Origin of the sequence: Methylobacterium sp. HMF5984 (assembly GCF_045033435.1) — a bacterium.
Lineage (GTDB): Bacteria > Pseudomonadota > Alphaproteobacteria > Rhizobiales > Beijerinckiaceae > Methylobacterium.
The window spans coordinates 5398516-5423340 of sequence record NZ_JBJFLN010000001.1; the positions used below are offsets into that span (position 1 = coordinate 5398516).

The 24825-nt window shown below is 72.3% G+C and carries 24 protein-coding genes; 15 read left to right on the plus strand and 9 right to left on the minus strand.

The genetic code is table 11. The features are described from left to right. Positions 1–4 precede the first annotated feature (4 nt). The 3 genes from ACFZ8E_RS26310 (at position 5) to ACFZ8E_RS26320 (ending at position 4575) form a co-directional block, all read left to right on the plus strand. On the plus strand, positions 5–2017 hold the full coding sequence (locus ACFZ8E_RS26310; protein WP_147859476.1) for a monovalent cation:proton antiporter-2 (CPA2) family protein: 2013 nt from the start codon (positions 5–7) through the stop codon (positions 2015–2017). A 214-nt stretch (positions 2018–2231) separates the two neighbouring features. Next, positions 2232–3578, plus strand: a complete 1347-nt coding sequence (locus tag ACFZ8E_RS26315) for an MATE family efflux transporter (protein ID WP_405044456.1) — start codon at positions 2232–2234, stop codon at positions 3576–3578. A 202-nt stretch (positions 3579–3780) separates the two neighbouring features. Next, on the plus strand, positions 3781–4575 hold the full coding sequence (locus ACFZ8E_RS26320; RefSeq protein WP_147728603.1) for a DUF937 domain-containing protein: 795 nt from the start codon (positions 3781–3783) through the stop codon (positions 4573–4575). A 6-nt stretch (positions 4576–4581) separates the two neighbouring features. Here the strand turns inward: ACFZ8E_RS26320 and ACFZ8E_RS26325 are convergent, their stop codons facing one another. The 3 genes from ACFZ8E_RS26325 to ACFZ8E_RS26335 all read right to left on the minus strand — a co-directional run bounded on the left by ACFZ8E_RS26325 (position 4582) and on the right by ACFZ8E_RS26335 (position 6305). Next, on the minus strand, positions 4582–4749 hold the full coding sequence (locus ACFZ8E_RS26325) for a Flp family type IVb pilin (RefSeq protein WP_405044276.1): 168 nt from the start codon (positions 4747–4749) through the stop codon (positions 4582–4584). Between the two features lie 261 nt (positions 4750–5010). Further along, a complete protein-coding gene (locus ACFZ8E_RS26330; RefSeq protein ID WP_147728601.1) occupies positions 5011–5307 on the minus strand; it encodes a DUF3072 domain-containing protein in 297 nt (98 codons plus the stop codon). A gap of 110 nt (positions 5308–5417) precedes the next feature. Further along, positions 5418–6305: a branched-chain amino acid aminotransferase gene (locus tag ACFZ8E_RS26335; RefSeq protein WP_147728600.1), complete on the minus strand. Its 888-nt coding sequence runs from the start codon at positions 6303–6305 to the stop codon at positions 5418–5420. A gap of 250 nt (positions 6306–6555) precedes the next feature. On the opposite strand from ACFZ8E_RS26335, the gene ACFZ8E_RS26340 reads away from it, so the two are divergent. Both ACFZ8E_RS26340 and ACFZ8E_RS26345 read left to right on the plus strand, forming a co-directional pair. Then, positions 6556–7068: a MarR family winged helix-turn-helix transcriptional regulator gene (locus tag ACFZ8E_RS26340; protein WP_147859478.1), complete on the plus strand. Its 513-nt coding sequence runs from the start codon at positions 6556–6558 to the stop codon at positions 7066–7068. Next, entirely contained in the window at positions 7068–7781 is a 714-nt protein-coding gene (locus ACFZ8E_RS26345; RefSeq protein ID WP_147729183.1) for a response regulator, read from the plus strand. The genes ACFZ8E_RS26340 and ACFZ8E_RS26345 overlap by 1 nt, the downstream gene beginning before the upstream one ends. 16 nt (positions 7782–7797) lie before the next feature. On the opposite strand, the gene ACFZ8E_RS26350 is transcribed toward ACFZ8E_RS26345, so the two are convergent. The 3 genes from ACFZ8E_RS26350 to ACFZ8E_RS26360 form a co-directional block, all read right to left on the minus strand. After that, on the minus strand, positions 7798–9729 hold the full coding sequence (locus tag ACFZ8E_RS26350; RefSeq protein ID WP_147843773.1) for a potassium transporter Kup: 1932 nt from the start codon (positions 9727–9729) through the stop codon (positions 7798–7800). A gap of 325 nt (positions 9730–10054) precedes the next feature. After that, positions 10055–11293, minus strand: a complete 1239-nt coding sequence (locus tag ACFZ8E_RS26355; protein WP_243938143.1) for a type II toxin-antitoxin system HipA family toxin — start codon at positions 11291–11293, stop codon at positions 10055–10057. Further along, the gene (locus ACFZ8E_RS26360) at positions 11277–11597 is read right to left on the minus strand and encodes a helix-turn-helix transcriptional regulator (protein WP_147729654.1); all 321 of its coding nucleotides are present in this window, start codon (positions 11595–11597) and stop codon (positions 11277–11279) included. The genes ACFZ8E_RS26355 and ACFZ8E_RS26360 overlap by 17 nt, the downstream gene beginning before the upstream one ends. 292 nt (positions 11598–11889) lie before the next feature. Here ACFZ8E_RS26360 and msrA point away from each other — a divergent pair, with 292 nt between their 5' ends. The 5 genes from msrA to ACFZ8E_RS26385 all read left to right on the plus strand — a co-directional run bounded on the left by msrA (position 11890) and on the right by ACFZ8E_RS26385 (position 15747). Further along, positions 11890–12630: a peptide-methionine (S)-S-oxide reductase MsrA gene (msrA, locus tag ACFZ8E_RS26365; RefSeq protein WP_243938902.1), complete on the plus strand. Its 741-nt coding sequence runs from the start codon at positions 11890–11892 to the stop codon at positions 12628–12630. 89 nt (positions 12631–12719) lie between these two features. Beyond that, complete coding sequence (locus ACFZ8E_RS26370) at positions 12720–12986, plus strand: DUF6516 family protein (RefSeq protein WP_405044277.1); 267 nt, start codon at positions 12720–12722, stop codon at positions 12984–12986. An 11-nt stretch (positions 12987–12997) separates the two neighbouring features. Continuing rightward, positions 12998–13357: a helix-turn-helix domain-containing protein gene (locus tag ACFZ8E_RS26375; RefSeq protein WP_243938145.1), complete on the plus strand. Its 360-nt coding sequence runs from the start codon at positions 12998–13000 to the stop codon at positions 13355–13357. 141 nt (positions 13358–13498) lie between these two features. Continuing rightward, on the plus strand, positions 13499–14806 hold the full coding sequence (locus tag ACFZ8E_RS26380) for an MFS transporter (protein ID WP_405044278.1): 1308 nt from the start codon (positions 13499–13501) through the stop codon (positions 14804–14806). A 71-nt stretch (positions 14807–14877) separates the two neighbouring features. Further along, complete coding sequence (locus ACFZ8E_RS26385; RefSeq protein WP_405044279.1) at positions 14878–15747, plus strand: amidohydrolase family protein; 870 nt, start codon at positions 14878–14880, stop codon at positions 15745–15747. Between the two features lie 13 nt (positions 15748–15760). On the opposite strand, the gene ACFZ8E_RS26390 is transcribed toward ACFZ8E_RS26385, so the two are convergent. Next, the gene (locus tag ACFZ8E_RS26390) at positions 15761–16069 is read right to left on the minus strand and encodes a YciI family protein (RefSeq protein WP_147728656.1); all 309 of its coding nucleotides are present in this window, start codon (positions 16067–16069) and stop codon (positions 15761–15763) included. A gap of 298 nt (positions 16070–16367) precedes the next feature. Between ACFZ8E_RS26390 and ACFZ8E_RS26395 the strand changes: the two genes are divergently transcribed. Then, positions 16368–17597: an ABC transporter substrate-binding protein gene (locus tag ACFZ8E_RS26395; RefSeq protein ID WP_405044280.1), complete on the plus strand. Its 1230-nt coding sequence runs from the start codon at positions 16368–16370 to the stop codon at positions 17595–17597. 48 nt (positions 17598–17645) lie between these two features. Here the strand turns inward: ACFZ8E_RS26395 and catC are convergent, their stop codons facing one another. Further along, entirely contained in the window at positions 17646–17921 is a 276-nt protein-coding gene (gene catC / locus ACFZ8E_RS26400) for a muconolactone Delta-isomerase (RefSeq protein WP_147728655.1), read from the minus strand. 307 nt (positions 17922–18228) lie between these two features. On the opposite strand from catC, the gene ACFZ8E_RS26405 reads away from it, so the two are divergent. The 4 genes from ACFZ8E_RS26405 (at position 18229) to ACFZ8E_RS26420 (ending at position 23339) form a co-directional block, all read left to right on the plus strand. Then, positions 18229–18741 carry a hypothetical protein gene (locus ACFZ8E_RS26405; protein ID WP_405044281.1) on the plus strand — a complete coding sequence of 171 codons (513 nt, stop codon included), beginning with the start codon at positions 18229–18231 and terminating at the stop codon, positions 18739–18741. Positions 18742–18922: 181 nt separating this feature from the next. After that, positions 18923–20260, plus strand: coding sequence for an aspartate aminotransferase family protein (locus ACFZ8E_RS26410; protein WP_405044282.1), 1338 nt, complete (start codon positions 18923–18925; stop codon positions 20258–20260). A 154-nt stretch (positions 20261–20414) separates the two neighbouring features. Then, positions 20415–21476, plus strand: coding sequence for an SDR family oxidoreductase (locus ACFZ8E_RS26415; protein ID WP_405044283.1), 1062 nt, complete (start codon positions 20415–20417; stop codon positions 21474–21476). Between the two features lie 183 nt (positions 21477–21659). Further along, positions 21660–23339: a methyl-accepting chemotaxis protein gene (locus tag ACFZ8E_RS26420; RefSeq protein ID WP_405044284.1), complete on the plus strand. Its 1680-nt coding sequence runs from the start codon at positions 21660–21662 to the stop codon at positions 23337–23339. Positions 23340–23349: 10 nt separating this feature from the next. Here ACFZ8E_RS26420 and ACFZ8E_RS26425 read toward each other — a convergent pair whose 3' ends face one another. Then, on the minus strand, positions 23350–24633 hold the full coding sequence (locus ACFZ8E_RS26425; RefSeq protein WP_405044285.1) for an ArgE/DapE family deacylase: 1284 nt from the start codon (positions 24631–24633) through the stop codon (positions 23350–23352). Between the last annotated feature and the right edge of the window lie 192 nt (positions 24634–24825).

The window sequence follows — 24825 nt, forward strand, 5'->3', positions numbered from 1 at the left end:
CTTCATGGCGAGCCCGGCCGAACATGCGAGCTTCCTGCCGCCGGTGCTGACGTTCCTGTCGGCGGCGGTGATCGGCGTGCCGATCTTCCGGCTGCTCGGGCAGAGCGCGGTGCTGGGCTACCTCGTCGCCGGGGTGCTGATCGGCCCGTCCGGCCTGTCGCTGATCGCCGAGCCCGAGACGGCGGCGAGCGTCGCCGAGATCGGCGTGGTGCTGCTGCTGTTCATCGTCGGGCTCGAATTGCACCTGTCGCAGCTCGTCTCGATGCGCCGCGACATCTTCGGGCTCGGCACGGCGCAGCTCGTCGTCTGCGCGATCGTGCTCGGGGGCCTCGGCGTGCTGCTCGGCGCGGCGCCCAGCGCCAGCGGCATCATCGGCATCACGCTGGCGCTCTCGGCCACCGCGGTGGCGCTGCAGCTCCTGGAGGAGCGCGGCGACCTCGGCACCGCCTACGGCAGCCGCGCCTTCGCGGTGCTGCTGTTCCAGGACATCGCCGTCGTCGGCATCCTGGCGCTGATGCCGCTCCTGGCATCGGCCGGCGGCGGCAGCGGCGCGCCCTGGCTCGGGGACGCGGCGCTCTCCACCGGCAAGGCGCTGGCGGCGATCGTCGCCGTGGTGCTCGTCGGCCGCTACGGCCTGAACCGCTTCTTCCGCCTGCTCGCCGCGAGCGGCGCCCGCGAGGTGATGACGGCGGCGGCCCTCCTGGTGGTGCTCGGCACCGCGCTGCTGATGGCCGAGGTCGGCCTGTCGATGGCGATGGGCGCGTTCCTGGCCGGCATCCTGCTGTCGGAATCGAACTTCCGCCACCAGCTCGAGGCCGACATCGAGCCGTTCCGCGGCATGCTGCTCGGCCTGTTCTTCATGAGCGTCGGCATGTCGATCGACGGCGGGCTGGTGCGCGCGGTCTGGCCGCTGCTGTTCGGGGCGACCTTCGCGGCGATCCTGGTCAAGGTCGCGCTGGTGGCCGGGCTGTTCCGCCTGTTCGGCTCGACCTGGCTCGACGCGGTGCGCGGCGCCGCGATCCTGGCGCCGGCCGGCGAGTTCGCCTTCGTGCTGCTGCCGCTCGCCGGCTCGCTGGGCTTGACCGACGCCACCGCCACGCGCTTCGCGGTGGCGCTCGCCGCCCTCACCATGCTGATCGGCCCGGTGGCGGCCAAGGGCCTCGACAAGGCGCTCGACCTCGCCCGCGCCCGCCGCGGCGGCGAAGCGCTGCCGGCCACCGACGTGGTCGAGAGCGCCGAGGCCCGCGTCCTGGTGATCGGCTTCGGCCGGTTCGGGCAGATCCTGACGCAGGTGCTGCTCGCCGAGGGCATCGGCGTCACGGTGATCGACAAGGACGTCGAGCAAATCCGCTCGGCCTCGCGCTTCGGCTTCCGGATCTACTACGGCGACGGCACCCGCCTCGACGTGCTGCGCGCCGCCGGCATCGGCCGGGTCGACCTGGTGTGCCTGTGCATCGACGACGCCGAGGCGGCGCTGAAGATCGTCGACATCGTCCACGAGGAGTTCGAGTCGGTCCGCACCTACGTCCGCGCCTACGACCGGATGCACGCCGTCGAGCTGATGAACCGCGACGTCGACTTCCACATCCGCGAGACCGCCGAATCCGCCCTGGTGTTCGGCCGCGCGACGCTGGAGGGCCTCGGGCTGTCCGCCGACGCCGCCGCCGCGCGGGTCGAGGACGTGCGCAAGCGCGACGTCGCCCGCCTCGTGCTGCAGCAGGCCGGGGCGCTCCCCGAGGGCGGCGGCTGGCTGCGCGGCATCGGCGTGCCCGAGATGAAGCCGGAGCCGCTCACCGCCCCGCAGCGCCCGGCCCGCGCGCTCTCGGCCGAGACCCGCGACATCATCGGCAACGACCGCCGCGAGGCCGCCGGCCGCATGCTCGACCGGCCGCCGGTCGACACCGCCGAGCGCGAGGCCGAGCGCGAGGCCGAGGCCGCGGCGCAGGCGGAGGCGGACGCCCAGGCCGCGCGCGCGATCCGCACGCCGGCGATGGAGGTCCAGAGCGGTGAGCGGTGAGGCGGACGCCGCCCTTCCCCCTCCCCCTGAAGCGGGGAAGGGTCCCCCCCGCAGCAGGGGGAGAGAGCGGAGCGCGTCATCCGGAGACGGCGCTCCCCTCTCACGGCCCTCGCCGACGCGAGACCCTCCCTCCCCCGCTTCGGGGGGAGGAAAGACCGTGCCACCCGATGCCGGCCGCTTCGTCACCGGCTCGATCCTGCGCCACGTGGTGGTGATGAGCGCCACCGGCTCGATCGGCCTGATGGCGGTGTTCGTCGTCGACCTGCTGTCGCTGCTCTACGTGTCGAAGCTCGGCGACACCGACCTCACCGCCGCGGTCGGCTTCGCCGCGATCGTCCAGTTCTTCGCCATCGCCATCAACATCGGCCTGATGATCGCCGCCGGCGCCCTGGTCAGCCGCGCGATCGGCGCCGGCGACCGGGACGGCGCGCGGCGGATCGCGACCTCGTCGACGCTGCTCGGGCTCGCCGCCTCCGCCCTCCTCGTGGCGCTGCTGCTGCCGCTGTCGGACCCGCTGCTGCGGGCGATCGGCGCGGAGGGCGAGACGCTGACCGTGGCCGAGCGCTTCCTCTGGATCGCCCTGCCCTCGAACGTGCTGATGGGCCCGGGGATGATGTTCTCCGGGCTGCTGCGCGCGGTCGGCGCCGCGCGCCAGGCGATGTTCGTGACGCTCGGCGGCGCGCTGGTGACGGTGGGGCTCGATCCGCTGCTGATCTTCGGGGGCGGGCTCGGGGTCGACGGGGCGGCGATCACCACCTGCGTGGCGCGCGCCACCTTCGCGCTGATCGGCTGGCACGGGGTGCGCCAGCACCGGATGCTGGCGCCCGCGAGCCTCGCGGCGACGGTCGCCGACGCGCCGCTGGTGTTCCGGATCGCGCTGCCGGCGGTGCTCACCAACCTCGCGCCGTCTGTGGCGAGCGCCTTCCTCGCCCACGTGCTGGCCCGCTACGGCGCGGTGGCGGTGGCGGCCAACGTGGTGATCGACCGGCTCACCCCGGTGGCCTTCGGCGGGCTGTTCGCCCTGTCGGGCTCGATCGGCCCGATCCTCGGCCAGAACTGGGGCGCCCGCCGCTTCGACCGGATGCGCGGCGTGCTCCGCGACGGCGCGCTCGTGACCTTCCTCTACGTGGCGGTGGTGTGGGCCGCCCTGGTGCTCGCCCGCGGCCCGCTGATGCGGCTATTCGCGCTCGACGGGGTCGCCGCCGACCTGTTCGGCTTCTTCTGCCTCGTCAGCGGCGGGGTGTGGTTCTTCAACGGCCTGCTGTTCCTGGCCAACGCCGCGTTCAACAACCTCGGCTTCCCGTTCCGCTCGACCCTGCTCAACTGGGGCCGGGCGACGCTGGGCACGATGCCGCCGGCGCTCGCGGGCGCCGCCCTGTACGGGCCGCGCGGAGTTCTCGCCGGCGTCGGCATCGGCTCGCTCGCCTTCGGGCTGGCCGGCATCCTGATGGCCGCCCGCACGGTCACGCTGCTCGAGCGCGACGTCGTGGTGCCGGCGCGCGCGCCCGATCCCGAGGCGAGCGTCGCCGCCGGCCCGGCCCATGGCGGCGCGCTGGTGTAGCGCGCCGCGTCGCGTCGGCGGGCGCGACATCCCCGGGCATCCCGGCCGGGACGCGATCCCCGGTGGATGCGCGGCACCGATCGCGCCGGGACGCGCCCGAACGTTGGCCGGCAACTGGCCAGCGGCGTCGATAAGGGTCTAGACTTGGAACGCGCGGCCCGCGATGCGGTCTTCCGCGCGGCGAACAGACCAAGGCCGCGTGATGTTCAACCCGCTCGACATGCTTCAGGCCCAGAACGGCGCCGGGATGCAGAGTGTGGCGCAGCAGTTCGGCCTCACCCCCGAGCAGACGCGCCGGGCGATGGAGGCCCTGATGCCGGCCTTCGCGCTCGGGCTGCAGCGCAGCGCCGTCCCCGACCCGACCGGCCTGTCGCAGATGTTCGGGCTGGCCGGCGCCCGCCCCGCCGCCAGCCCGGCACCCAGCCCGGCCGAGACCATGCTCGGGCAGATGTTCGGCTCGCCGGCCCTCACCCAGGCGATCCTGCAGCAGGCCTCCTCGGCCAGCGGCGTCGGCTCGCAGGTGCTGCGCCAGATGCTGCCGATGATGGCCGGCGCGGTGGTCGCGAGCATCGTCCACATGCTGCTGAACCAGCAGGCTCCGGAGGCCAAGCCGGCGCCCGCCCCGGCACCCTCGCCGTTCGCAGTCGCGCCGGGCTGGGCCGAAATGATGAAGGCGTTCGTCCCGGCGCAGGCCGCGCCGGAGGCGCAGAAGCAGGCCGCCAGGCCCCCGGTCTCGAAGCCCCAGGTCTCGAAGCCCGCGCCGAAGCCGGAACCCGATGCCGCCGGCGGCATGTTCCAGCAGATGCTGAAGACCGGCGCCGAAGTTCAGGAACAGAACGTCAAGGCGATGCAGGGCCTGTTCGAGGCGTTCTGGGCCGAGGCCGATCCGGCCAAGGCGGCCGCGGCCAAGCCCTCGGGCACGACGCCGAACGCCGACCCCGCCTCGGAGCCGGACGCGTCGCACCGGTCGCGCAAGGGCCGGCCGGGGACGCGCTGAGGTTGGTCAGTTCTGGCTGACCGCGTTTCCGATGGTCTGGTAGACGGTGCTGACCTTGGACGCGTAGAGGCGCAGGCTGCCGACGATGGCCAGGAAGACCAGCCCCGAGATCAGGGCGTACTCGATGCTCGTCGCGCCGCGCGCGTCGGCGGCGAAGCGACGCTTCGCCGGCACGGCTCCGGCCCCTTTCGACAGTTCGACGACCGTCCTCGACATCGATGATCGCCTTCCTCGGCCGAACCGGCACACGGCGACCCTACCCGCGCGACCTTGAGGATGTTTTAACTCGATCGGCGACGGGCGACGGTCGCGGCATCCGCCGAAGCAGGATCCGTGCGACCGGCCGTTATGCGGGTCCCCCCCCGCTTGCGGCGAGAGGGGATGGGCGCTCGGGCGACCCGTCGGGAGCGGGCCCCGCGGGCGCCTTCGCTCCGCTCAGCCGTGGCCGGCTTCCTTGCGCAGGGCGTCGATGCGCTTGGAGGCCTCGGCCTTGTCGATGTCGGGATCGAACGCCTCGGGCTCCTTGGTCTCCTCCGACAGGGTCTTGAGATAGGAGGCCTGCGCACCGGTCATCGGCTCGCCGCCGGTGGTCCACTGGTCGGGATCCTTGATCTGGTTCGACACGTCCTTCGGGTCGGTCTTCGGGTTCTCGTTCGAAGCGGACTTCGTGTCGGACTTGGCGTCGGACTTCGAATCGGACTTCGCCGTGGTCTTGGCAGCGGCCTTGGTCATCGGGCACTCACGCGTTCATGGAATGTTCCGTCAGAACGCGGCCCGCATCCCCGAGGTTCCCCGCCGGCCGGAACCGGCGGGGGATAAGACGCCTGAGGCCGCGCGCGCCTTCAGGCTGCGCGCGCCTGCGGCTGCACCTCGGCGAGGTAGTCGTCCATCAGCGTGCGGGTGATCGCGCCCGGCGCGAACCGGTAGGGCCCGATCTCGGAGACCGGGGTGACCTCGGCGGCCGAGCCGGTGATGAAGCATTCCGAGAAGTCGGCCATCTCCTCGGGGCGGATGCGGCGCTCGGTGACCGCGAGGCCGCGGCGGCGGGCCAGCTCGATCACCGTCTGCCGGGTGATGCCGTTGAGGAAGCGGTCGGCGGTGGGGGTGTGGATCGCCCCGTCGCGGATGAAGAACACGTTGGCGCCGGTGCACTCGGCGACGTTGTCCTCGAAGTCGAGCATCAGCGCGTCGGCATAGCCCTTGTTCTCAGCCCGGTGCTTGGAGATCGTGCAGATCATGTACAGGCCCGCCGCCTTCGAGGCGCAGGGGGCGGTGCGGGGATCGGGCCGGCGATACTCGGCAATGTCGAGACGGATGCCCTTCATCTTGGTGGCGGCGTCGAAGTAGCTCGGCCATTCCCAGGCGGCGATCGCCAGGTGGATGGTGTTGCCCTGGGCCGAGACGCCCATCATCTCCGAGCCGCGCCAGGCGACCGGGCGGAGATACGCGTCCTGCAGGCCGCTGACCTTGAGCACGGCCTCCTTGGCCGCGACGATCTCGGCGGCCGAATACGGCACCGCGAAGTCGAGCAGCTCGGCGGAGCGGCGCAGGCGCTCGGCATGGGCGAGGCTCTTGAAGATCACCCCGCCATAGGCGCGCTCGCCCTCGAACACCGACGAGCCGTAATGCAGCCCGTGGCTCAGCACGTGGATCTTGGCGTCCCGCCACGGCACCATGGCGCCGTCGAACCAGATGGTGCCCTCGCGCTCGTCGAACGGGATCACGGACATGGGAACGTCTTCCTGGAAATCGTCGCGGCCCGCGCAACCTGCGGGCCCTTCGGCGGGGACGATGTCGATGGGCGCGCATGCGGGCGGCGCCGGCGGGGTTGACGGGTACCAACCGGCCTGGAATATGTCAACGACACTGACGTATATCGCGCGCACGCTCCTCCTTCCCATCCTCTCCGCTCCGACGTCCTTCGCGCCGACGTTCGTCTCCTCTCCCGCCCTTCGCGCCGCAACCGGACCCGGGCCGCACGTGACATCTCCCGCCCTCCGCGAACGCAAGGACGCCGCCGAGCCGGCCGCCGCCTGCAGCAGCGACGACCTGATCGAGCTCCTGTTCTTCGCCTATCGCGACTTCGTCGGCGATCCGGACCGGATCCTGGCCGAGTACGGCTTCGGCCGGGCGCACCACCGGGTGCTGCACTTCGTCGACCGCTATCCCGGCCTGACCATCGCCGAATTGCTCGACATCCTGCGCATCACCAAGCAGAGCCTCAACCGGGTGCTGAAGGACCTGATCGGCCAGGGCTACATCGCCCAGCGGCCCGGCACCCAGGACCGGCGCCAGCGCCTGCTCACCTGCACGCCGAGCGGCGCGGCGCTGGCCGCCGACCTCACCCGCGTGCAGGCGCGGCGGCTGGCCCGCGCGCTGGCCTCGCCGGAGGATGCGGCCGCCCCCGAGAGCTTCCTGATGGCGATGATCGAGCCCGACGAGCGGGCGGTGGTGCGCCGCCTGATGGCCCGCCGCGGCGGCGGGGCCGCCTGATGGCCGCCCATGCCCGCACCGAGCTCTCCGACGGGGCGCCGCACGTCCTCGTGGTCGACGACGACCGGCGCCTGCGCGAGCTGCTCGCCCGCTACCTCGCCGAGCAGGGGTTCCGCGTCACCGCCGCCGCGAGCGCGGCCGAGGCGCGGGCCAAGGCGCAGAGCCTGGTCTTCGACGCGATGGTGCTCGACGTGATGATGCCGGGCGAGGACGGCTTCGCCTATGCGCGCAGCGTGCGCGAGACCTCGCGCGTGCCGATCCTGATGCTCACCGCCCGCTCCAACCCGAACGACCGGGTGATGGGCCTCGAGATCGGCGCCGACGACTACCTGCCGAAGCCGTTCGAGCCGCGCGAGCTGACGCTCCGGCTCACCAACATCATCAACCGGGCGTCGGGCCCGCGCCGCGACACCGGCACCGGCGACGTGGTGACCTTCGGGCCGTTCTCCTACCGGATCGAGCGCGGGGAGCTGCGCCGCGAGGACGAGATGATCCGCATCACCGAGCGCGAGCGCGAGATCCTGACGATCCTGGCCGGCGCCCACGGCGCCAACGTCGAGCGCGAGGTGCTGGCCGGAGGCGGGGGCCTCGCCGCCGAGCGCACCATCGACGTGCAGATCAACCGCCTGCGCCGCAAGACCGAGGTCGACCCGGCCAACCCGACCTTCCTGCAGACCGTGCGCGGGGTCGGGTACCGGCTCGCGGTGGATTGAGGGGCGATGGCGCCCCTCAGATCTCGATCTCGGTCCCCACCTCCACCACCTGCCGCGTCGGCAGCCCGAAATGGGCGCCGGTGCGCTCGGCGTTGCGCTTCATGAAGGCGTAGAGGCCCTCGCGCCAGCTGTGCATGCCGGGGTTGGTCGGCGACGGGATGATGGCCTCGTGGCCGACGAAGTAGGTGATATCCTCCACGAACTCCGCCGGCAGCAGGCCGCTCGCCACCGCGCATTGCAGCCCTTCGGGAATCGAGGCCGTCTGCATGAAGCCGTAATGCAGCACCACGCGCTCCATCCCGGGCGTGTATTTCGAGATCGCCTTGCGGATGCCCGAAGCCACGAGCGTCACCTCCGCGCGCTGCGACGCCGGCACGATCGGCTCCTCCTCGTAGATCACGGTGATCAGGAGGATGCGCTCGTGCAGGCAGCGGCTGCGCTCGACCAGGCGCCCGAGCGCCATCGGGATGCCCTCGCTCGCCGCCGAGAGGAAGGCGGCGGTGCCGGGCAGCGTCACCGGCGGGTGCGAGGCGAGGCGGGCGAGGAAGGCGTCCTCCTTCTGCCGCAGCGGCTCGCGCACCGCCTCCAGCACCCGGTTGCCCTTCATCCAGGTCAGCATCAGGAAGGCGACCGAGAAGGCCAGCACCAGCGGGAACCAGCCGCCCTCGAGGAGCTTCGCGCTGTTGGCCGCCAGGAACACCAGGTCGATGGCGAGGAAGAAGCCGTTGACCGCGAGCACCGCGGCGAGGCCGTAGCCCCAGCGCAGCGCGATCAGCGCGGCGAGCAGCGTGGTGATGCCCATCAGCGCCGAGACGGCGATGCCGTAGGCGCCGGCCAGCGCATCGGAGGAGCCGAACAGCACCACCGCGACGAGGGTGGCGAGCGCCAAGAGCCAGTTCACCGCCGGCACGTAGATCTGCCCGCGCTCGTGCTTGTCGGTGTGGACCACCCGCATCGCCGGCATGAAGCCGAGCTGGATCGCCTGCTGCGTCAGGGAATACACCCCCGAGATCACCGCCTGCGAGGCGATGACGGTGGCCATGGTGGCGAGCGCCACGAGGGGATAGTGCGCCCAGTCCGGCGCGAGCCGGTAGAACGGGTTCTCGATCGCGTCCGGCTCGGCGATGAGCAGCGCGCCCTGCCCGCAATAGTGGATCAGCAGCGCCGGCAGCACGAGGCCGAACCACGCGGTGCGGATCGCCGGCGCCCCGAAATGCCCGAGATCAGCATACATCGCCTCGCCGCCGGTGACCGCGAGGAAGGCCGCGCCGAGCATCAGGAACGAGACGTGCCAGCCGGCATGGACCAGGAAGTCGACCGCCCGCCACGGGTTGACCGCCGCCAGGATCTGCGGCGCGTGCCAGATGCTCGGGATCGCCAGCAGCACCAGGACGGAGAACCACACCAGCATCACCGGGCCGAACACCCGGCCGATCACCGCCACGCCCTGCCGCTGGACCAGGAACAGCCCGATCAGGATCAAAATCGTCAGCGGGACGACGAAGGGGCTCAGCACCGGCGCGTCGACCTTCAGGCCCTCGATCGCCGACAGCACCGAGATCGCCGGGGTGATCGCGCCGTCGCCGTAGAGAAGCGCCGCGCCGACGAGCCCGACCACCAGCAGCAGCGCCTGCCAGGTGCCGGCCTTGGCGTGGCGGGCGCCGAGCAGCGCCAGCATCGCGACGATGCCGCCCTCGCCGCGGTTGTCGGCGCGCAGGATCAGCACCGCGTATTTCAGCGAGACGATCAGGATCAGCGCCCACAGGATCAGCGAGACCGCGCCGGTGGCCGCCGCCGCGACCGGCGCCCCGCCGGAGATGCCGGCCTTCACCGCCTCCTTGAAGGCGTAGAGCGGGCTGGTGCCGATGTCGCCGTAGACGACCCCGAGCGCCCCGAGCGTCAGCGCCGGCCCGGCCGCGTGCCGCACCGCCCCGGGCTTTCGCGCCACCGGGGCGACCGGGAGCGCACGCTCCTGCGAAGGGCTGACGGCTCGGCTCACGGACACGCCCCTCGGATCGAAGATCGGCGCGAGGCTGCCTGCATCCGCGCGGCCGTTCAAGATGCCGGTGCGGGCGAATGCTGTGGGAACACGGCGATGTGTCCGGGTTGCACAAGTCGGGACGGCCCGGAATCGCGGAGAGACGGGATCCGATCCGTCGACCGCCCCGACGTGACCCGCCCCGACGTGGCCTGCCTCGACGTGACCTGCACCGACGGGATCTGCTCCCAGCCGGTTCGGCTGCGCCCCGCGTGCGGCCGGGGCCGGCACGATTTCAGGACGCGCGTGCGGCCGGGGCGAAACTCGCGGCGAGCATCGTCCGGTCCCCGGCCGGCATCCCACGCGCCGCCATGAACTCCGGCACGCGCCGCATCGCCGCCTGGACCGCCTCGCGAATGCTGTCGGCCGCGATGCGGGACAGCTTGAACCGCGGATGGGACGCGAACGCCCGTTCGGCATCCCATTCGGGACCAAGGCCCGGCGCCGGCGCGCAGACATGCCGCATCACGCCCGGATGCGGTGCGATGTCGAAGACCGGCGACAGCCGCCACCCGTCGCCCGCACCGAGGAACGCGTGGGTGCGCAGGTGGTCGTCGGTGATGTGGAGGCACGCGTTCACCAAGAGCCGCCGGAACATCTCCGGAAACGCGTTCGCGACGCCGATCGACTCCGCGACCGCCGCGATGTCGACGTAGGTCTTCCGGGTGCCGTAGCCGAAGCTCGGCTCCTTGAGCAGCGTGGCCGCACTCAGATAGGCGATCGGCTCGCCTTCCGAGGTGCGGTCGAACCGTTCGACGAGAAGCGCGCTTCGACCGCCGATATCGAGAAGCTCGCGAGCCGGGACCGACAGGCCGGCCGCCTCGGCGACGTCGAGGCAGACCGCCTCCGCGCGCGGATCGTCGAACCTGTCGCCCCAGGCGGGAAACTTCGCGATCCACTGGCGCCCGCGGTGCCGCAGCCGCGCCTTGGGGCGGGCGCCCCCGACGTCGGCGCTGTTGCGGAGGAGCACCTGCAGGTGATGCGAGGCGCTGCGGCCGTCCTCGATCGCCTTGGCCGCCGCCAGCAGCGCCGCGACGTCGTCCTCCGCGGCGGGCAGGTGCAGGAGCGGGGCTTCGTCCGGAACCCAGGTCCGGGGACCGTCCGGGGTCGGGCCGAAGGCGAGGTCCCCCGTTCGCGTGGTTCCGCCCAGGGCAAGATACTCGGCCATCCCGAGGCGTCGATGCGGGAAGGCCCGATCGAGGATGCCCTTGCCCCAGCCGTCGGGCCCGGCATCGTGAAAGGCGAGGTGGACTTCGTCGGGATGAGCCGACCTCGACCGGCCGCTGATCGGAAGCCCGATCGGATCGATCGGCCTCGGGGTCCCGGAGCGAAGGACGGACTTGGCGTAGACGAAGCGGCCGATCCGCCTGTCGCCCCCTTCGAAGCGGAGCGAGCCGACGGGGACGTAGCGCGCCGCATCCCATCGGAAGACGACGAGCTCGTCGAGGCGGCCGGATTCAGAAATCCGCCACATGGGCAGACCTCCTCGATCGCCGGCGGCCGAGCACGGCGTCCATGTCGTCGCCGATCGGATCGGCGGCGACGATCTCCCCGAGGCGTTCGGTATAGCCGAGGACGGTCAGCGCCTTGAGCAGGATGCCGACCGCCACGCCCGGACGCCCGTTCTCGATCGCGACCACGGATGGGCGGCCGACCCCCATGCGCTCGGCGAACGCGGCCTGGGTGAGGTTTCGGCGCAGCCGTGCGAGCCGGATGGTCTGGCCAAGCCTCGCGAGGCTCGCCAGTTCGTCGCTCGACAGGACCGTGGTCGTGCGCATGGCTAGAACTCCATACGTTATCTCGGTTTGTGATATATCTTCTGATCGCCCGAAGGACCAGCACGGACTGCCGGGCGGGAACCCTCCGCCGAACCGACCGGACACGGGCTCGCGTCGCCTCCGTGGGCGCGCCGACGCGCCGGCCGCCTGAGCTGGGCGCCGCGACGCACCCGGCGCGCTCCGGTGCCCACGATGCCGCGTAACCGATGGCCTCGGCTGCGCGTACATCAGGATCGGCCCCCGCCCCGCGCGCGCCGCGCCCCCTCGCTCGGAGACCGCCATGTCCACGAACATGTCCCTGACACCCAAAGCGTCCGGCCTGCGCGGGGTCGCGCTCGCGACGGTCGCGGGCCTGGCCCTGATGGCCGGTGCGGTCTCGCTGCGCGGCCTCGCCCATGCGGAGGAGCCCGGCCGGCGCCTGCCGGAGGCCGCCGTGACCGCCCGGGAGACCGCGAAGGAGACCGGCCTGCGCACCGCAACGCTCGCCGGCGGCTGCTTCTGGGGCGTGCAGGGGGTGTTCCAGCACGTGCGCGGCGTCCGCCGGGCCGTGTCGGGCTATGCCGGCGGCGACGCGTCGGATGCGCGCTACAGCGCGGTCAGCACCGGCGGCACCGGCCATGCCGAGGCGGTGCGCATCACCTACGATCCCAAGGTGATCCGCTACGACGAGCTGCTGCGGATCTTCTTCTCGGTGGCGCTCGACCCGACGCAGGTGAACCGCCAGGGCCCGGATTCCGGCCCGCAATACCGCTCGGCGATCTTCCCCGCCGACGCGGAGCAGGCGCGGGTCGCCGAGGCCTACATCGCCCAGCTCGACGCCGCGCACGCCTACGCGAAGCCGATCGCCACGCGGATCGAGCCGGGCGCGACCTTCTACCCGGCGGAAGGCTACCACCAGGACTTCATGGCGAGCCACCCGAACCACCCCTACATCGCCGCCAACGACGCGCCGAAGCTGCGCGACCTGCAGGCGCTGTTCCCCGAGCGCACCGCGCCGGAGCCGGTGCTGGTCGGCGGCCGCCCGCCGGCCTGAGGACGTCTCACGGGCCGAATCGGCCACCGGCCCGGCACGGGTGTTGTCATCATTGACAACACCCGTGCCGGGCCGCTAGGGATGGCACCATGACGGCGGTGCTGATCGAGAAATCCCGCACCGTCCTCAGCGACACCGCCTTCTTCGAGGTAACGCTTTGGCATGTCCCGGCCCCGGTCCCGGGCAGCCTGCATGCCTTCAAGTACCGGCTCGCCCTCGTCGTGAACGGCGCGTGCGTGCTTCGCTACGACAACGAGCGCGGCAAGGGCGATCACCGCCCTATCGGATCGCGGGAGGACCGGTTCGCCTTCACGAGCCTGGAAGCCCTCTTCGACGCCTTCGAGGCCGACATGTGAAGGATCCTGGAATGAGCATTCTGACGGTCGGCATCGGATCCGTGGCGGATGCGAGGACCCGCTTCCTCGAGGCGGCCGCCGATGCCATGGCCGGGCACGCCGCTGCCGCTGCGCCGACGATCTACTTTGCCAGCTACGATGCGTTGCATCGCGTCCTCGCGCCGTCGCGCCTGGCGATCGTCAAGGCGATGGCGGGCCAGGGACCGCTCGCCATCCGCGAAGTCGCCCGGCGGGTCGGTCGCGACGTCCAGGCGGTGCATCGGGACGTGGTGACGCTGGCGGAGGCCGGCGTCGTCGACCGGTCGGACGCGGGCGTGACCTTCCCCTACGACCGGATCCATTTCGAGTTCGACGTCGGCGCCGCCGCCTGAGCGCAGGCGAGCGGTCCCTGAGGGCCGCCCCCGCGCACCGCGACAATCCTGCGCCCTTCCCCCCTCCCGTGCCGCCGGCGCCCTTGTCCTGCCGCTCCGATCCGCGCCAGGATCGCCGGGTCGGCGAAAGGGGACCGGATCATGGCTGTGGCGTCGGGACCCGGAGCCCCAAACCCCCTCGACCTCGTGCCGATCGAGGATGCCAGCCTCGGGGCGTTCTACCGGAGCATGACCACGCCCGAGCGGCGCACCTTCTGGGCCTGCGCCGCCGGCTGGGCGCTCGACGGCATGGACTTCATGATCTACCCGCTGGTGATCGGCACGATCATCAGCCTGTGGAGGGTCGATCCGGGCACGGCCGGCCTCGCCGCCACCGTCACGCTGCTGGCCTCCGCGCTCGGCGGGTGGCTCGCCGGCTTCGTCGCCGACCGCATCGGCCGCGTGCTGACGCTGCAGATCACCATCCTCTGGTTCTCGGTCTTCTCGCTGGTCTGCGCCTTCGTGCAGAATTTCGAGCAGCTGCTCGTCGCCCGCGCGCTGCTCGGCCTCGGCTTCGGCGGCGAGTGGGCGGCCGGCGCGGTGCTGATGGGCGAGACCATCCGGGCGCAGTATCGCGGCCGGGCCGTCGGCTCGGTCCAGTCCGGCTGGGCGATCGGCTGGGGGATGGCGGTGCTGTCGCAGGCGGTGCTGTTCTCCTATCTCCCGCCCGAGAGCGCGTGGCGCTGGATGTTCGCGATCGGCGCGCTGCCGGCGCTGCTGGTGTTCTACCTCCGCCGCTACGTCGCGGAGCCGAAGGTCGCCGCCGAGACCCGCGCCAGGGCGCGCGCGGCCGGCGAGGAGCCCAAGCTCTGGGAGATCTTCGCCGGCCCGCTGCTGCGCACCACGATCCTGGCCTCGCTCGCCGCCGCCGGCTGCCAGGGCGGCTACTACGCCATCACCACCTGGCTGCCGCGCTACCTCACCACCGAGCGCGGCCTGTCGATCGTCTCCTCCACCGGCTACCTCTCGGCGCTGATCGTGGGCTCGTTTGCCGGCTACCTCGTCGGCGCCTGGCTCGCCGACCAGCTCGGGCGGCGCCCGCTGTTCCTGATCTTCTCGATCGGCGCGATCCTGGTCATCGTCGCCTACACCCAGCTGCCGCTCTCGAACGCGGTGCTGTGGGTGCTGGGCTTCCCGCTCGGCTTCTTCGCCTCGGGCTACTTCTCGGGGATGGGCGCCTTCCTCACCGAGCTCTACCCGACGCGGCTGCGCGGCTCGGGCCAGGGCTTCTGCTACAATTTCGGGCGGGGCCTCGGCGCGCTGTTCCCGTTCCTGGTGGGCGAGCTCTCGAAATCGATCGGCCTCGCCTCGGCGATCGCGGTCTTCGCCGCGGGCGCCTACGGCGTGTTCTTTCTCGCCGCCTTCGCCCTGCCGGAGACGCGGGGGAAGGTGCTGCACGCCGACGGGTAGGGGGACGGGTTTGTCCCTCCCCCCTCTGCGGGGGAGGGAAAGACTGCGTCGAGTTCGGAGGAGAGGACGCCATGATCCCGATCCGCGATTGCCCCGCCCCCGATCCGCATCCCGCCGGCCCGACGCGCTACGCGGTGCCGGCGGGGGCGGTCGACAGCCATGCCCACGTGATCGGCCGGCCGCCGGCCCATCCGTTCGTGGAGAATCGCAGCTACACCCCGCCGGCGGCGCCGGCGCAGGCCTACCTGGCGATGCTCGACGCCACCGGCATGGCCCACGGCGTGCTGGTCCAGGTCAGCGTCCACGGCACCGACAACCGGTTGCTGCTGGAGACGCTGGCCGCGAACGCCGAGCGCCTGCGCGGCATCGCCGTGATCCCCCTCGGGCTGCCCGAGGGCGACCTCCGCGCGATGAAGGACGCCGGCATCGTCGGCCTGCGCCTCAACGTGCTCTACGGCGGCGGCATCGATTTCGCGGCGGTCGAGGCCTACGGCGCGCTCGCCCGCGAGATGGGCTGGCACCTGCAATTCCTGATCGACGCCCGCAGCCTGCCGCCGCTCGCCGCGCGGCTGTCGCGGCTGCCGGTGCCGTTCGTCGTCGACCACATGGGCCACATGCCGACCGCCGCGGGCCTTTCGGACCCGGGCTTTTCCACCCTCGTGGCGCTGGTGCGCGACGGCGCCTGGGTGAAGCTCTCGGGCGCGTTCCGCACCTCGGTGGCGGGCGCGCCCTACGCCGACACCATCCCCTTCGCCCGGGCGCTGAACGACGCCGCACCCGAGCGCTGCCTGTGGGGCTCCGACTGGCCGCACGTCGCCGCCTGGGACGGGCCGCCGAAGCTCGCGACGCTCCTCGACCTCGTGGCCGACTGGGTGCCGGACGAGGCCAGGCGCCGAAGGCTCTTCGTCGAGAACCCGCGCGCGCTCTACGGCTTCGGCTAGGCCTGGGCTTCGGCTAGGCCTGGGGCTTCAGGTAGCTCCGACCGTCGAGATAGGCCTTGCGCCAGCGCTGGATCGCGACCCGCTCGAACAGGCCGGCCTTCGCGAACGGGTCCTCGGCGATGAAGCGCTCGGCCTCCGCCCGCGTCTCCACGTCGACGAGGTAGAGGCCGCCGCCCGCATCCGACCCGTCGTCGGACAGTTTCGCGCCGCAGGCGAGCAGCCGCGCGGCCTGGGCCTCCAGGAAGGCGAGGTGCTCGGCCCTCGCCGCGCGGCGCAGGTGCTCGTGGCCGGGCTTGTCGAAGGTCTCGATGATGAACGGCATGGCGGCTCCGGGGGCGGGCTGCGGATAACGGCGATCGTTTGTGTAGCGCGGCGCAGGCGATGGCGCCCTCGGGCTTCCTGACACCCGCGGGCGGTTCTCACCGGTTCGCCCCGGCCGGGCGCGATCGCGCACCGGGACGCCGCTATAGGTGAAGCCGGCCGCGCGCGAGGCCTCGCGCACGGCGCCGGCCTGCCTCCGGACGCGGGGAAAAACCGCCAACCGGGCGAGGCCGGATCACCGAATCCGCGGGCGGGCACGCGGACCGGGTTCGCGACCACAAGCCCCCGGGAGGACGATCGTGGCAAGGACCATTCCCGCATCCGCGCTCGCTGCAGCGCTGTCCACGGCCGTGCTGCTCGCGGCCACGCCGGCCTCCGCCCAGTACGCCGACGGCGGCATCAGGATCGGCGTGCTGACCGACATGTCCGGCGGCTACTCGGACCTCGCCGGCAAGGGCTCGGTGACGGCGGCGCAGCTCGCGATCGAGGATTTCGGCAGGGCGATCGGCGGCCGCAAGGTCGAGCTGATCTTCGCCGACCACCAGAACAAGGCCGACATCGCCTCGACCATCGCCCGCCGCTGGTTCGACACGGAGGGGGTGGACGCGATCTTCGACACGAACTCGTCGGTGGCGGGGCTCGCCGTGCGCGAGGTCGCCCGCGCCAAGGGCAAGGTCGACATCAATTCCGGCGCCGGCTCGATGGCGCTGACCAACGCCGCCTGCTCGGCCACCGGCGCGCACTGGTCCTGGGACACCCACGCGCTCGCCGCCGGCACCGCCGCGGCGCTGGCCGACGACCCGAAGAACACCTGGTTCTTCATCACCGCCGACTACACCTTCGGGCACGACCTCGAGGCCCAGGTCACCCGCGTGGTGCGGGCCAAGGGCGGCACGGTGCTCGGCTCGGTCAAGCACCCGTTCCCGAACGCCGACTTCTCGTCCTACCTGATCCAGGCGCAGGCCTCGGGCGCCCGGATCATCGGCATGGCCAATGCCGGCGCCGACACGATCAACACCATCAAGCAGGCCGCCGAGTTCGGCATCGCCGAGGGCGGCCAGTCGCTCGGCGGCCTCAACATCTTCCTCACCGACGTCAACTCGGTCGGCCTGAAGGCGGCACAGGGCATGATCCTGACGACGGGCTTCTACTGGGACCTCGACGACCGCACCCGCGCCTTCGCGAAGCGCTTCGGCGAACGCATGGGCGGGCGGATGCCGACCATGGTCCAGGCCGGCGACTACTCGGCGGTGCTGCACTACCTCAAGGCGGCCGAGGCGGCGGGCACCGACGACGGCCTCGCGGTGATGGCCAAGATGCGTGCGCTGCCGATCGAGGACGCCTTCGCGCGCAACGCCAAGCTGCGCCCCGACGGCCGCATGGTCCACGACATGTACCTGGCGCGGGTGAAGACCCCGGCCGAGTCGAAGGGCCCGTGGGACTTCTACACGATCCTCAAGACCATCCCCGGCGACGAGGCCTTCCAGCCGCTGGCGCAGAGCACCTGCAGGCTGGTGACGAACCCATGATCCCAGCCTTCCCTCTCCCGCAGAGGGGAGAGGGAAGGGGCCCCCCGCTCACAAGGCCGACGGGTGCCGGGCCAGCGGCGTCACCGTCACGCTCATGAACGGGAACAGCGGCAGGCCGGAGAGGATCGCGTGCAGCTCGTCGTGGTCGGCCACGTCGAACACGCTGATGTTGGCGTACTGCCCGGCGATGCGCCAGAGGTGCACCCACCGGCCCGATTCCTGGAGCGCCCGCGCCTGCGCCTTCTCCTCGGCCTTCAACCGGTCGAACTCGGCCGGCGGCAGCTGCGTGGGCGGATGGACGTCCATCCTGACGTGATACAGCATCGCTTCCTCCTCGATGTCCTGTTCGGGAACGCGGCCTTCCGCCGCGAGCGCCGAATGCAGTGCCGGCCAGGATCGCTGCGAGTCTCGCCACCGTCGAATTCTCATCCGTGGAGCCGGCGTCCCTCGCATCGGAGCCTGCGTCGGGTTTCCTTCGCACAAGTCCCGGCGGTGGCCGCGCCCCGTGCCGTGCCGGAGCTGTCGCCGGCGTCCGGCGCGGCTTTGCGGCGCCGCGAATCGATGGAATGAAGACCGCGGACATGGGCGCCATCGAGACGCCCAGCCACCATCACCCGCGAGGAAGACGCCCATGACTGCTCCCACCTCGAACCGGCGCGACGTGCTGACGGCCTCGCTGCTCGGTGCTCTGCCCCTCGCGTTCGGCCAGGCCGCCGCCTCACCGCTCGACCCGGAACAGACCATCATCCGCTTGCCGAACCAGCTGGTCTGGACCCCGACGCCGACCTATCCCGACCATTGCTCGGACCGCTGCGCCCTCACCGGCGACAGCAACGGAACCGGCTTCTACTACACGCTCGTGCGGTGGTGGCCCGGCTACATGAGCGCTCCGCACACCTACACGACCGACCGGTTCTGCATGGTGGTGTCCGGCATCTGGTGGTGCAACAGCGGCCCCGACTTCGATCCCGCCTCCTGCGTTCCCGTTCCGGCCGGTAGCTTCGTGCGTCGGGTCGCGGGCACGCCGCACTACGACGGCGTGATCCGCCCCGGGACGGAACCGGCGGTGATCGCGATCTGCGGCCAACCTCCGGTCAACTATCGCCTCGTCGATCCGAGCCAGCCGGGATGGCGCCGCGTCTGACGCAGACCACGCCCACCCGAAGGCGCGGAAGCCGGTGCGATCACGGCGCCCTCGACCGCCGCCCACGCCGGGCGGCCGTTGCCGGGCACATGCCGGAGGCGCCCGGCTTGCGCGAAAGGGGGTTGTTGCGGCGCGCGAAACCGGGTCCCCTGCCGGCACGATCGCGAGCCGAGGAGCCCTCATGTCCGACCTGAACGCACGGAAGAACGCGCCCTCGCTGGAGGCGTTCTGGATGCCGTTCACGGCCAACCGCCAGTTCAAGGCGGTGCCGCGGATGTTCGTGGCCGCCGACGGGATGCACTACACCACCGACGACGGCCGCCAGGTGCTCGACGGGACGGCGGGCCTGTGGTGCTGCAACGCCGGGCACGGCCGCCGCGGGATCGCGAGCGCGGTCGAGCGCCAGCTCGCGACGATGGACTTCGCCCCGACCTTCCAGATGGGCCACCCGATCGCGTTCGAATTCGCCGAGCGCCTGGCCGAGATCGCGCCTGGGCCGGCCGGCGCCGCGCTCGACCGGGTGTTCTTCACCGGCTCGGGCTCGGAATCGGTCGACACCGCGCTCAAGATCGCGCTGGCCTACCAGCGGGCGGTCGGCCAGGGCACCCGCACCCGGCTGATCGGGCGCGAGCGCGGCTACCACGGCGTCGGCTTCGGCGGCATCTCGGTCGGCGGCATCGTCTCGAACCGCCGGGCCTTCCCGACGCTGCCGGGCACCGACCACCTGCGCCACACCCACGACCCGGCCCGCAACGCCTTCACCAAGGGCCAGCCCGAGCACGGGGCCGAGCTCGCCGACGACCTCGAGCGCCTCGTGGCGCTGCATGGCGCCGAGACCATCGCCGCCTGCATCGTCGAGCCGGTGGCGGGCTCGACCGGCGTGCTGGTGCCGCCGAAGGGCTACCTCGAGCGCCTGCGCGCGATCTGCGACGCCCACGGCATCCTGCTGATCTTCGACGAGGTGATCTCCGGCTTCGGGCGGCTGGGCGCGCCCTTCGCCGCCGACTTCTTCGGGGTGACGCCCGACCTCGTCTGCACCGCCAAGGGGCTGACCAACGGCACCATCCCGATGGGCGCGGTCTTCGCCGGCCGCCACGTCCACGACGCGCTGATGAACGGCCCGGACGGGATCGAGCTGTTCCACGGCTACACCTATTCCGGGCACCCGGTCGCCTGCGCGGCGGGGCTGGCGACCCTCGACATCTACCGCGACGAGGGCCTGCTCACCCGGGCGGCGGACCTCGCCGACGACTGGGCCGCTGCGATGCACGACCTGCGCGGGCGCGCCCGCGTCACCGACATCCGCACCATCGGCCTGATCGCCGGGATCGAGCTGGAACCGCGCCCCGGCGCGCCGGGCAAGCGGGCCTACGACGTGTTCGTCGACTGCTTCGCGCGCGGCCTGCTGATCCGCGTCACCGGCGACATCGTCGCGCTCTCGCCGCCGCTGATCCTGGAGCACGGCCAGATCGGCGAGATCGCGCAGGTGCTGGGCGACGCGATCGACCGGGTGGCGTGAGGCCGGGGGCCCGGTTCCGCAATCCGGGCGATGCGGGCACCTCCCCTCCCCCGCAGAGGGGGAAGGGAAGAGGCGTCTTCGCTGCAACGCAACGCACGCCCGCTGGTTGAACCCGCATACGAAGGCCGCGCGCCTTCGGCAGCGAGGGTCATGCATGACGGGTTCGGTTCTAATCGTGGGCGCCAGCGGCATCGTCGGGAGCGCGGCCGCCGAGCGGTTCTCCGCCGAGGGCTGGGCGGTGGCGGGGCTGGCGCGCAAGCCCGTGGCGCAGGACGGCGTCGTGCCCGTCGCCGCCGACCTGCAGGATCCGGCCTCCCTCCAGCGGGCGCTCGCGGGCCTCAAGCCGAGCCACGTGGTGCTCGCGACCTGGATGCGCCGCGACACCGAGGCCGAGATGATCCGCGTCAACGGCGCGATGGTGGAGAACCTGCTCGACGCGCTGCGGCCGGCGGCCTCGCTCCGGCACGTCGCCCTGGTCACCGGCCTGAAGCACTATCTCGGCCCGTTCGAGGCCTACGGGAAGGGCTCGGTGCCGCAGACCCCGTTCCGCGAGGACCAGGGCCGGCTCGACGTCGAGAACTTCTACTACGCCCAGGAGGATGCGGTGTTCTCGGCCGCCGCCCGCGACGGCTTCCGTTGGAGCGTCCACCGCCCGCACACAATCATCGGCAAGGCGGTCGGCAACGCCATGAATATAGGCACGACGCTGGCCGCCTACGCCACCCTGTGCCGCGAGACCGGCCGGCCGTTCCGCTTCCCTGGCTCCGGCATGCAGTGGAGCGGCCTGACCGACATGACCGACGCGCGGCTGCTCGCCCGCCACCTGCTCTGGGCCTCGACCAGCGCCGTCGCGGCCAACCAGGACTTCAACGTCGTCGACGGCGACGTCTTCCGCTGGAGCTGGATGTGGGGCCGGATCGCGGCCTGGTTCGGGCTGACGCCCGAGCCGTTCGACGGCACGGTGCGCCCGCTCGAGGCGCAGATGGCCGAGGACGGCCCGATCTGGGCGGAGATCGCTTCGCGCCACGGCCTCGCCGAGCCCGACCTCGCCAAGCTCGCCTCGCCCTGGCACACCGACGCCGACCTCGGCCGGCCGATCGAGGTGGTCACCGACATGAGCAAGAGCCGTCGGCTCGGGTTCCTCGCCTACCAGCCGACCGACGACGCATTCTTCGACCTGTTCGCCCGCCTGCGGGCCGACCGGCTGATCCCGTGAGCCGCGCCTGACGGGACGGCCGGCGCGATCCCGCATCGAGCCGGCCGATGCCTCGCCCCGGCGGCGTAGACCGGCAAGGTCGCGCCAAGGAGAAATCTTGCGCATCCAAGGACCGTCCGGTCCTTATAGGGTGATCTTAACCGGGATCGACAATCACGGAGCCTTGCGACGAAGGATTCCGCGATGCTGGCCCATTTCTCGATCCGTGCGCGCCTGGTCGGCGCGGTGCTGGTGCTGTTCCTGCTGACGGCCGGGCTCGGCGGCTTCTGCTACGCGCGCCTGCACGCCCTCAGCACCGTGACCGACGCGCTCGCGGGCAATGCGCTGCCGTCCACCCGCATCCTCGGGCGGCTCGCCACCAACTTCGAGGCGCTGCGCAGCCGGCAGCTCGCCTACCTCGTCTCCAGTGACGAGCGGCGGCCGCAATCGCTGCCGCGGCTGCGCGCCAGCATGGCCGAGCTGGACGCGGACCTGAAGGACTATGCCGGCTTCGTCAGCCCCGGCGAGGAGGCGCTGTGGGAGGCGGTGAAGGCAACCGTGCCGGCCTACTCGGCGATGGGCGAGGAATTCCTGCGGCGGCTGCAGGCGGGCGACGCGAAGGGCGCGAGCGCGCACCTCCTCGACGGCATGCTCCCCGCGCTCAACGCCGCGCGCGCCGCGCTGAAGGCCGACCTCGCCTTCAACGACGCCGCCGGCCGGGCGAGCGCCGAGAGCGCCACGGCGCTCGGCGAGCAGGCGCGCTTCGCCATCGCCGTCGGCCTCGGCCTCGTCGCGGCGACGGCGTTGGCGGTCGGGTGGATGTCGGTGTTCACGATCTCCGTGCCGGTGCAGCGGATGGCCCGGGTGATGGACACGGTGGCGGCGGGCGACACCGCGATCGCCGTGCCGCATACCGGCGAGCGCAGCGAGATCGGCGCCATGGCGGCGGCGGTGCAGGTGTTCAAGGACAACCTGATCCGCACCCGCAAGCTCGAGGCCGACACGGCGCAGGCGCGGCTGGCGGCCGAGGCGCAGCGCAAGGCCGGCATGCGCCAGATGGCCGACGACTTCGAGGCGGCGGTCGGCGGGATCATCGGCATGGTGTCGTCCTCGGCGACCGAGCTGCAGGCCACCGCCCAGACCCTGACCGCGACGGCGACCGAGACGGCCGGCCAGTCCACCACGGTCGCGGCCGCGGCCGAGGAGGCCGGCACCAACGTCAACACGGTGGCGGCGGCCGCCGAGGAGCTCGGCTCCTCGGTGGCCGAGATCGGCCGGCAGGTCGGCGGCTCGGCCGAACTCGCGCATCTGGCCGTGCGCGAGGCCGACCAGACCGGCGCCCGGGTGCAGGAGCTGAGCGCGGCGGTGTCGCGGATCGGCGCCGTGGTCGGGCTGATCTCGGACATCGCCGGCCAGACCAACCTGCTGGCCCTGAACGCCACCATCGAGGCGGCCCGCGCCGGCGCGGCCGGCAAGGGTTTTGCCGTGGTCGCCTCCGAGGTGAAGGCCCTGGCCGAGCAGACCGCCAGGGCGACGAGCGAGATCTCGGGCCAGATCGCGCAGATCCAGGCCTCGACCGGTCAGGCGGTCGCCTCGATCGGCGGGATGACCGGGCGCATCCGCGAGATCAACGCGGTGGCCACCGCGATCGCGGCGGCGGTCGAGGAGCAGGGCGCGGCGACGCAGGAGATCGTGCGCAACGTCGGCCAGGCGGCGATGGGCACGGCCGAGGTGACCAGCAACATCACCGGCGTCGCCGGCGCCGCCGAGGAGACCGGGGCGGCCGCGACCCAGGTGCTCGGCGCGGCGTCCGAGCTGTCGCGCCAGTCCGAGCACCTCGCCGCCGAGGTCGGGCGCTTCCTCGCCACCGTGCGCGCCGCCTGACCGGGCGGGATCAGGCCGGCTCGGTCCCGCACCATTCGGCGACGAACAGCGCCATCGCCGTGGTGATGCGCCGGACCGAGGCGAGGCTGACGCGCTCGTCGAAGCCGTGGATGTTCTCGCTCCGCGGGCCGTAGCACAAGGCCGGCACCCGCTCGTAGAGGGCGTGCACCCGGGTATCGAGGTAGCAGGGCGACATGACGCTCGTGAGCGCCGTCCCGACCGCCGCGCGGTGGGCGGCGGCGAGCACGTTCTCGGCGTCCGAGCCCGGCTCCAGCACGTAGCCCTCGGCGAAGAAGCCGTCGAAGCTCACCCGCGGCGGCGTGCCCGACAGGAACGGGTCGGTGCGGGCGAAGGCGCCGACCGCCGCCTCGATCTCGGCGGCGGCGTCGGCCGCGCGGAGGCCGGGATAGAGCGCGATCCGGCAGCCGATGCGGCACCAGGCCGGCACCGAGGAGATCCAGTCGCCGCCCTCGATCCGGCCGATATTGAGGTTGATCGGGTGCTCGGCCTCGGCGAAGTGCGGCCGGCCGGCCCGGTCGGCGTTCCAGCGCGCCTCGACCGCGCGCAGGGCGCCGATCACCCGGTAGGTCGCGTCGATGGCGTTGGCGCCGGCCCCCATCTCGCGCACGTGCACCGGGCGCCCGCGCACCTCGACCGTGAACCACAGCACGCCGGTGTTGGCCCGCACCAGGGCCTCGTCCATCGGCTCGGGGATCAGCACCGCGTCGGCGCGGTAGCCGCGCAGGTGCGCCGCGAGCGCGCCGTTGCCGGTGGATTCCTCCTCGACCACCGACTGGATCGTCACGGTGGCGGCCGGCTGCAGGCCGATGCGGCGCAGGGCGTCGAGGGCAAACAGGTTGGCCGCGTGCCCCGCCTTCATGTCGGCGGCGCCGCGCCCGTACATCCAGTCGCCGGCGATCACCGGATCGAAGGGCGGGTGCGTCCACAGATCGAGCGGCCCGGGGGGCACCACGTCGACATGGGCCTGGAGGATCAGCGAGCGCCCGCGCTCGTCCCGCGGCCGGTGGATGCCGACCACCACCGGCGCCTCGGAATGCCCGGCCGCGACCTTGGCGCCGCCGGGATGGGCCTCGACCGCGGCGGCGTCGATGCCGAACCGCTCGGTGGCGTAGCCGCGCGCGCGGAAGCCGCGGAACACGAAATCCTGGATCGCGTGCTCGGCGCCGCGGGTCGAGCCGAACCGCACCAGCGCCTGGGTGTGGGCGACCTGGTCGGCGAACCCGTCCGCGACGGAAGCCTCGATGCGGGCGGCCAGGGCAGGATCGAGGCGCATGCGGGGTCCTCAGGGCTCGCGACGGCGGAACGCCGCGAGCCTACCGCGCCCGCGCGCGCCGGCCTAGGCGAAGGCCGGCGCGGCATGCCTTCGCGCAGCGGTCGCCGGCGAGACGACCGGAAGCCCTGGGCCGGATCGCACGCGTCGTCCCATCGAATGCGGAACGCGATCGGGACATCGCCTCGTTCCAAC

Excerpts from the sequence above, each read along its gene's own strand:
- ACFZ8E_RS26310 (WP_147859476.1), top strand. The coding sequence starts at position 5 with ATGGCGAGCCCGGCCGAACATGCGAGCTTCCTGCCGCCGGTGCTGACG.
- ACFZ8E_RS26315 (WP_405044456.1), top strand. The coding sequence starts at position 2,232 with ATGAGCGCCACCGGCTCGATCGGCCTGATGGCGGTGTTCGTCGTCGAC.
- ACFZ8E_RS26320 (WP_147728603.1), top strand. The coding sequence starts at position 3,781 with ATGTTCAACCCGCTCGACATGCTTCAGGCCCAGAACGGCGCCGGGATG.
- ACFZ8E_RS26330 (WP_147728601.1), bottom strand. The coding sequence starts at position 5,307 with ATGACCAAGGCCGCTGCCAAGACCACGGCGAAGTCCGATTCGAAGTCC.
- ACFZ8E_RS26335 (WP_147728600.1), bottom strand. The coding sequence starts at position 6,305 with ATGTCCGTGATCCCGTTCGACGAGCGCGAGGGCACCATCTGGTTCGAC.
- ACFZ8E_RS26345 (WP_147729183.1), top strand. The coding sequence starts at position 7,068 with ATGGCCGCCCATGCCCGCACCGAGCTCTCCGACGGGGCGCCGCACGTC.
- ACFZ8E_RS26355 (WP_243938143.1), bottom strand. The coding sequence starts at position 11,293 with ATGTGGCGGATTTCTGAATCCGGCCGCCTCGACGAGCTCGTCGTCTTC.
- ACFZ8E_RS26360 (WP_147729654.1), bottom strand. The coding sequence starts at position 11,597 with ATGCGCACGACCACGGTCCTGTCGAGCGACGAACTGGCGAGCCTCGCG.
- msrA (WP_243938902.1), top strand. The coding sequence starts at position 11,890 with ATGTCCCTGACACCCAAAGCGTCCGGCCTGCGCGGGGTCGCGCTCGCG.
- ACFZ8E_RS26370 (WP_405044277.1), top strand. The coding sequence starts at position 12,720 with ATGACGGCGGTGCTGATCGAGAAATCCCGCACCGTCCTCAGCGACACC.
- ACFZ8E_RS26375 (WP_243938145.1), top strand. The coding sequence starts at position 12,998 with ATGAGCATTCTGACGGTCGGCATCGGATCCGTGGCGGATGCGAGGACC.
- ACFZ8E_RS26380 (WP_405044278.1), top strand. The coding sequence starts at position 13,499 with ATGGCTGTGGCGTCGGGACCCGGAGCCCCAAACCCCCTCGACCTCGTG.
- ACFZ8E_RS26385 (WP_405044279.1), top strand. The coding sequence starts at position 14,878 with ATGATCCCGATCCGCGATTGCCCCGCCCCCGATCCGCATCCCGCCGGC.
- ACFZ8E_RS26390 (WP_147728656.1), bottom strand. The coding sequence starts at position 16,069 with ATGCCGTTCATCATCGAGACCTTCGACAAGCCCGGCCACGAGCACCTG.
- catC (WP_147728655.1), bottom strand. The coding sequence starts at position 17,921 with ATGCTGTATCACGTCAGGATGGACGTCCATCCGCCCACGCAGCTGCCG.
- ACFZ8E_RS26405 (WP_405044281.1), top strand. The coding sequence starts at position 18,229 with ATGACTGCTCCCACCTCGAACCGGCGCGACGTGCTGACGGCCTCGCTG.
- ACFZ8E_RS26410 (WP_405044282.1), top strand. The coding sequence starts at position 18,923 with ATGTCCGACCTGAACGCACGGAAGAACGCGCCCTCGCTGGAGGCGTTC.
- ACFZ8E_RS26415 (WP_405044283.1), top strand. The coding sequence starts at position 20,415 with ATGACGGGTTCGGTTCTAATCGTGGGCGCCAGCGGCATCGTCGGGAGC.
- ACFZ8E_RS26420 (WP_405044284.1), top strand. The coding sequence starts at position 21,660 with ATGCTGGCCCATTTCTCGATCCGTGCGCGCCTGGTCGGCGCGGTGCTG.
- ACFZ8E_RS26425 (WP_405044285.1), bottom strand. The coding sequence starts at position 24,633 with ATGCGCCTCGATCCTGCCCTGGCCGCCCGCATCGAGGCTTCCGTCGCG.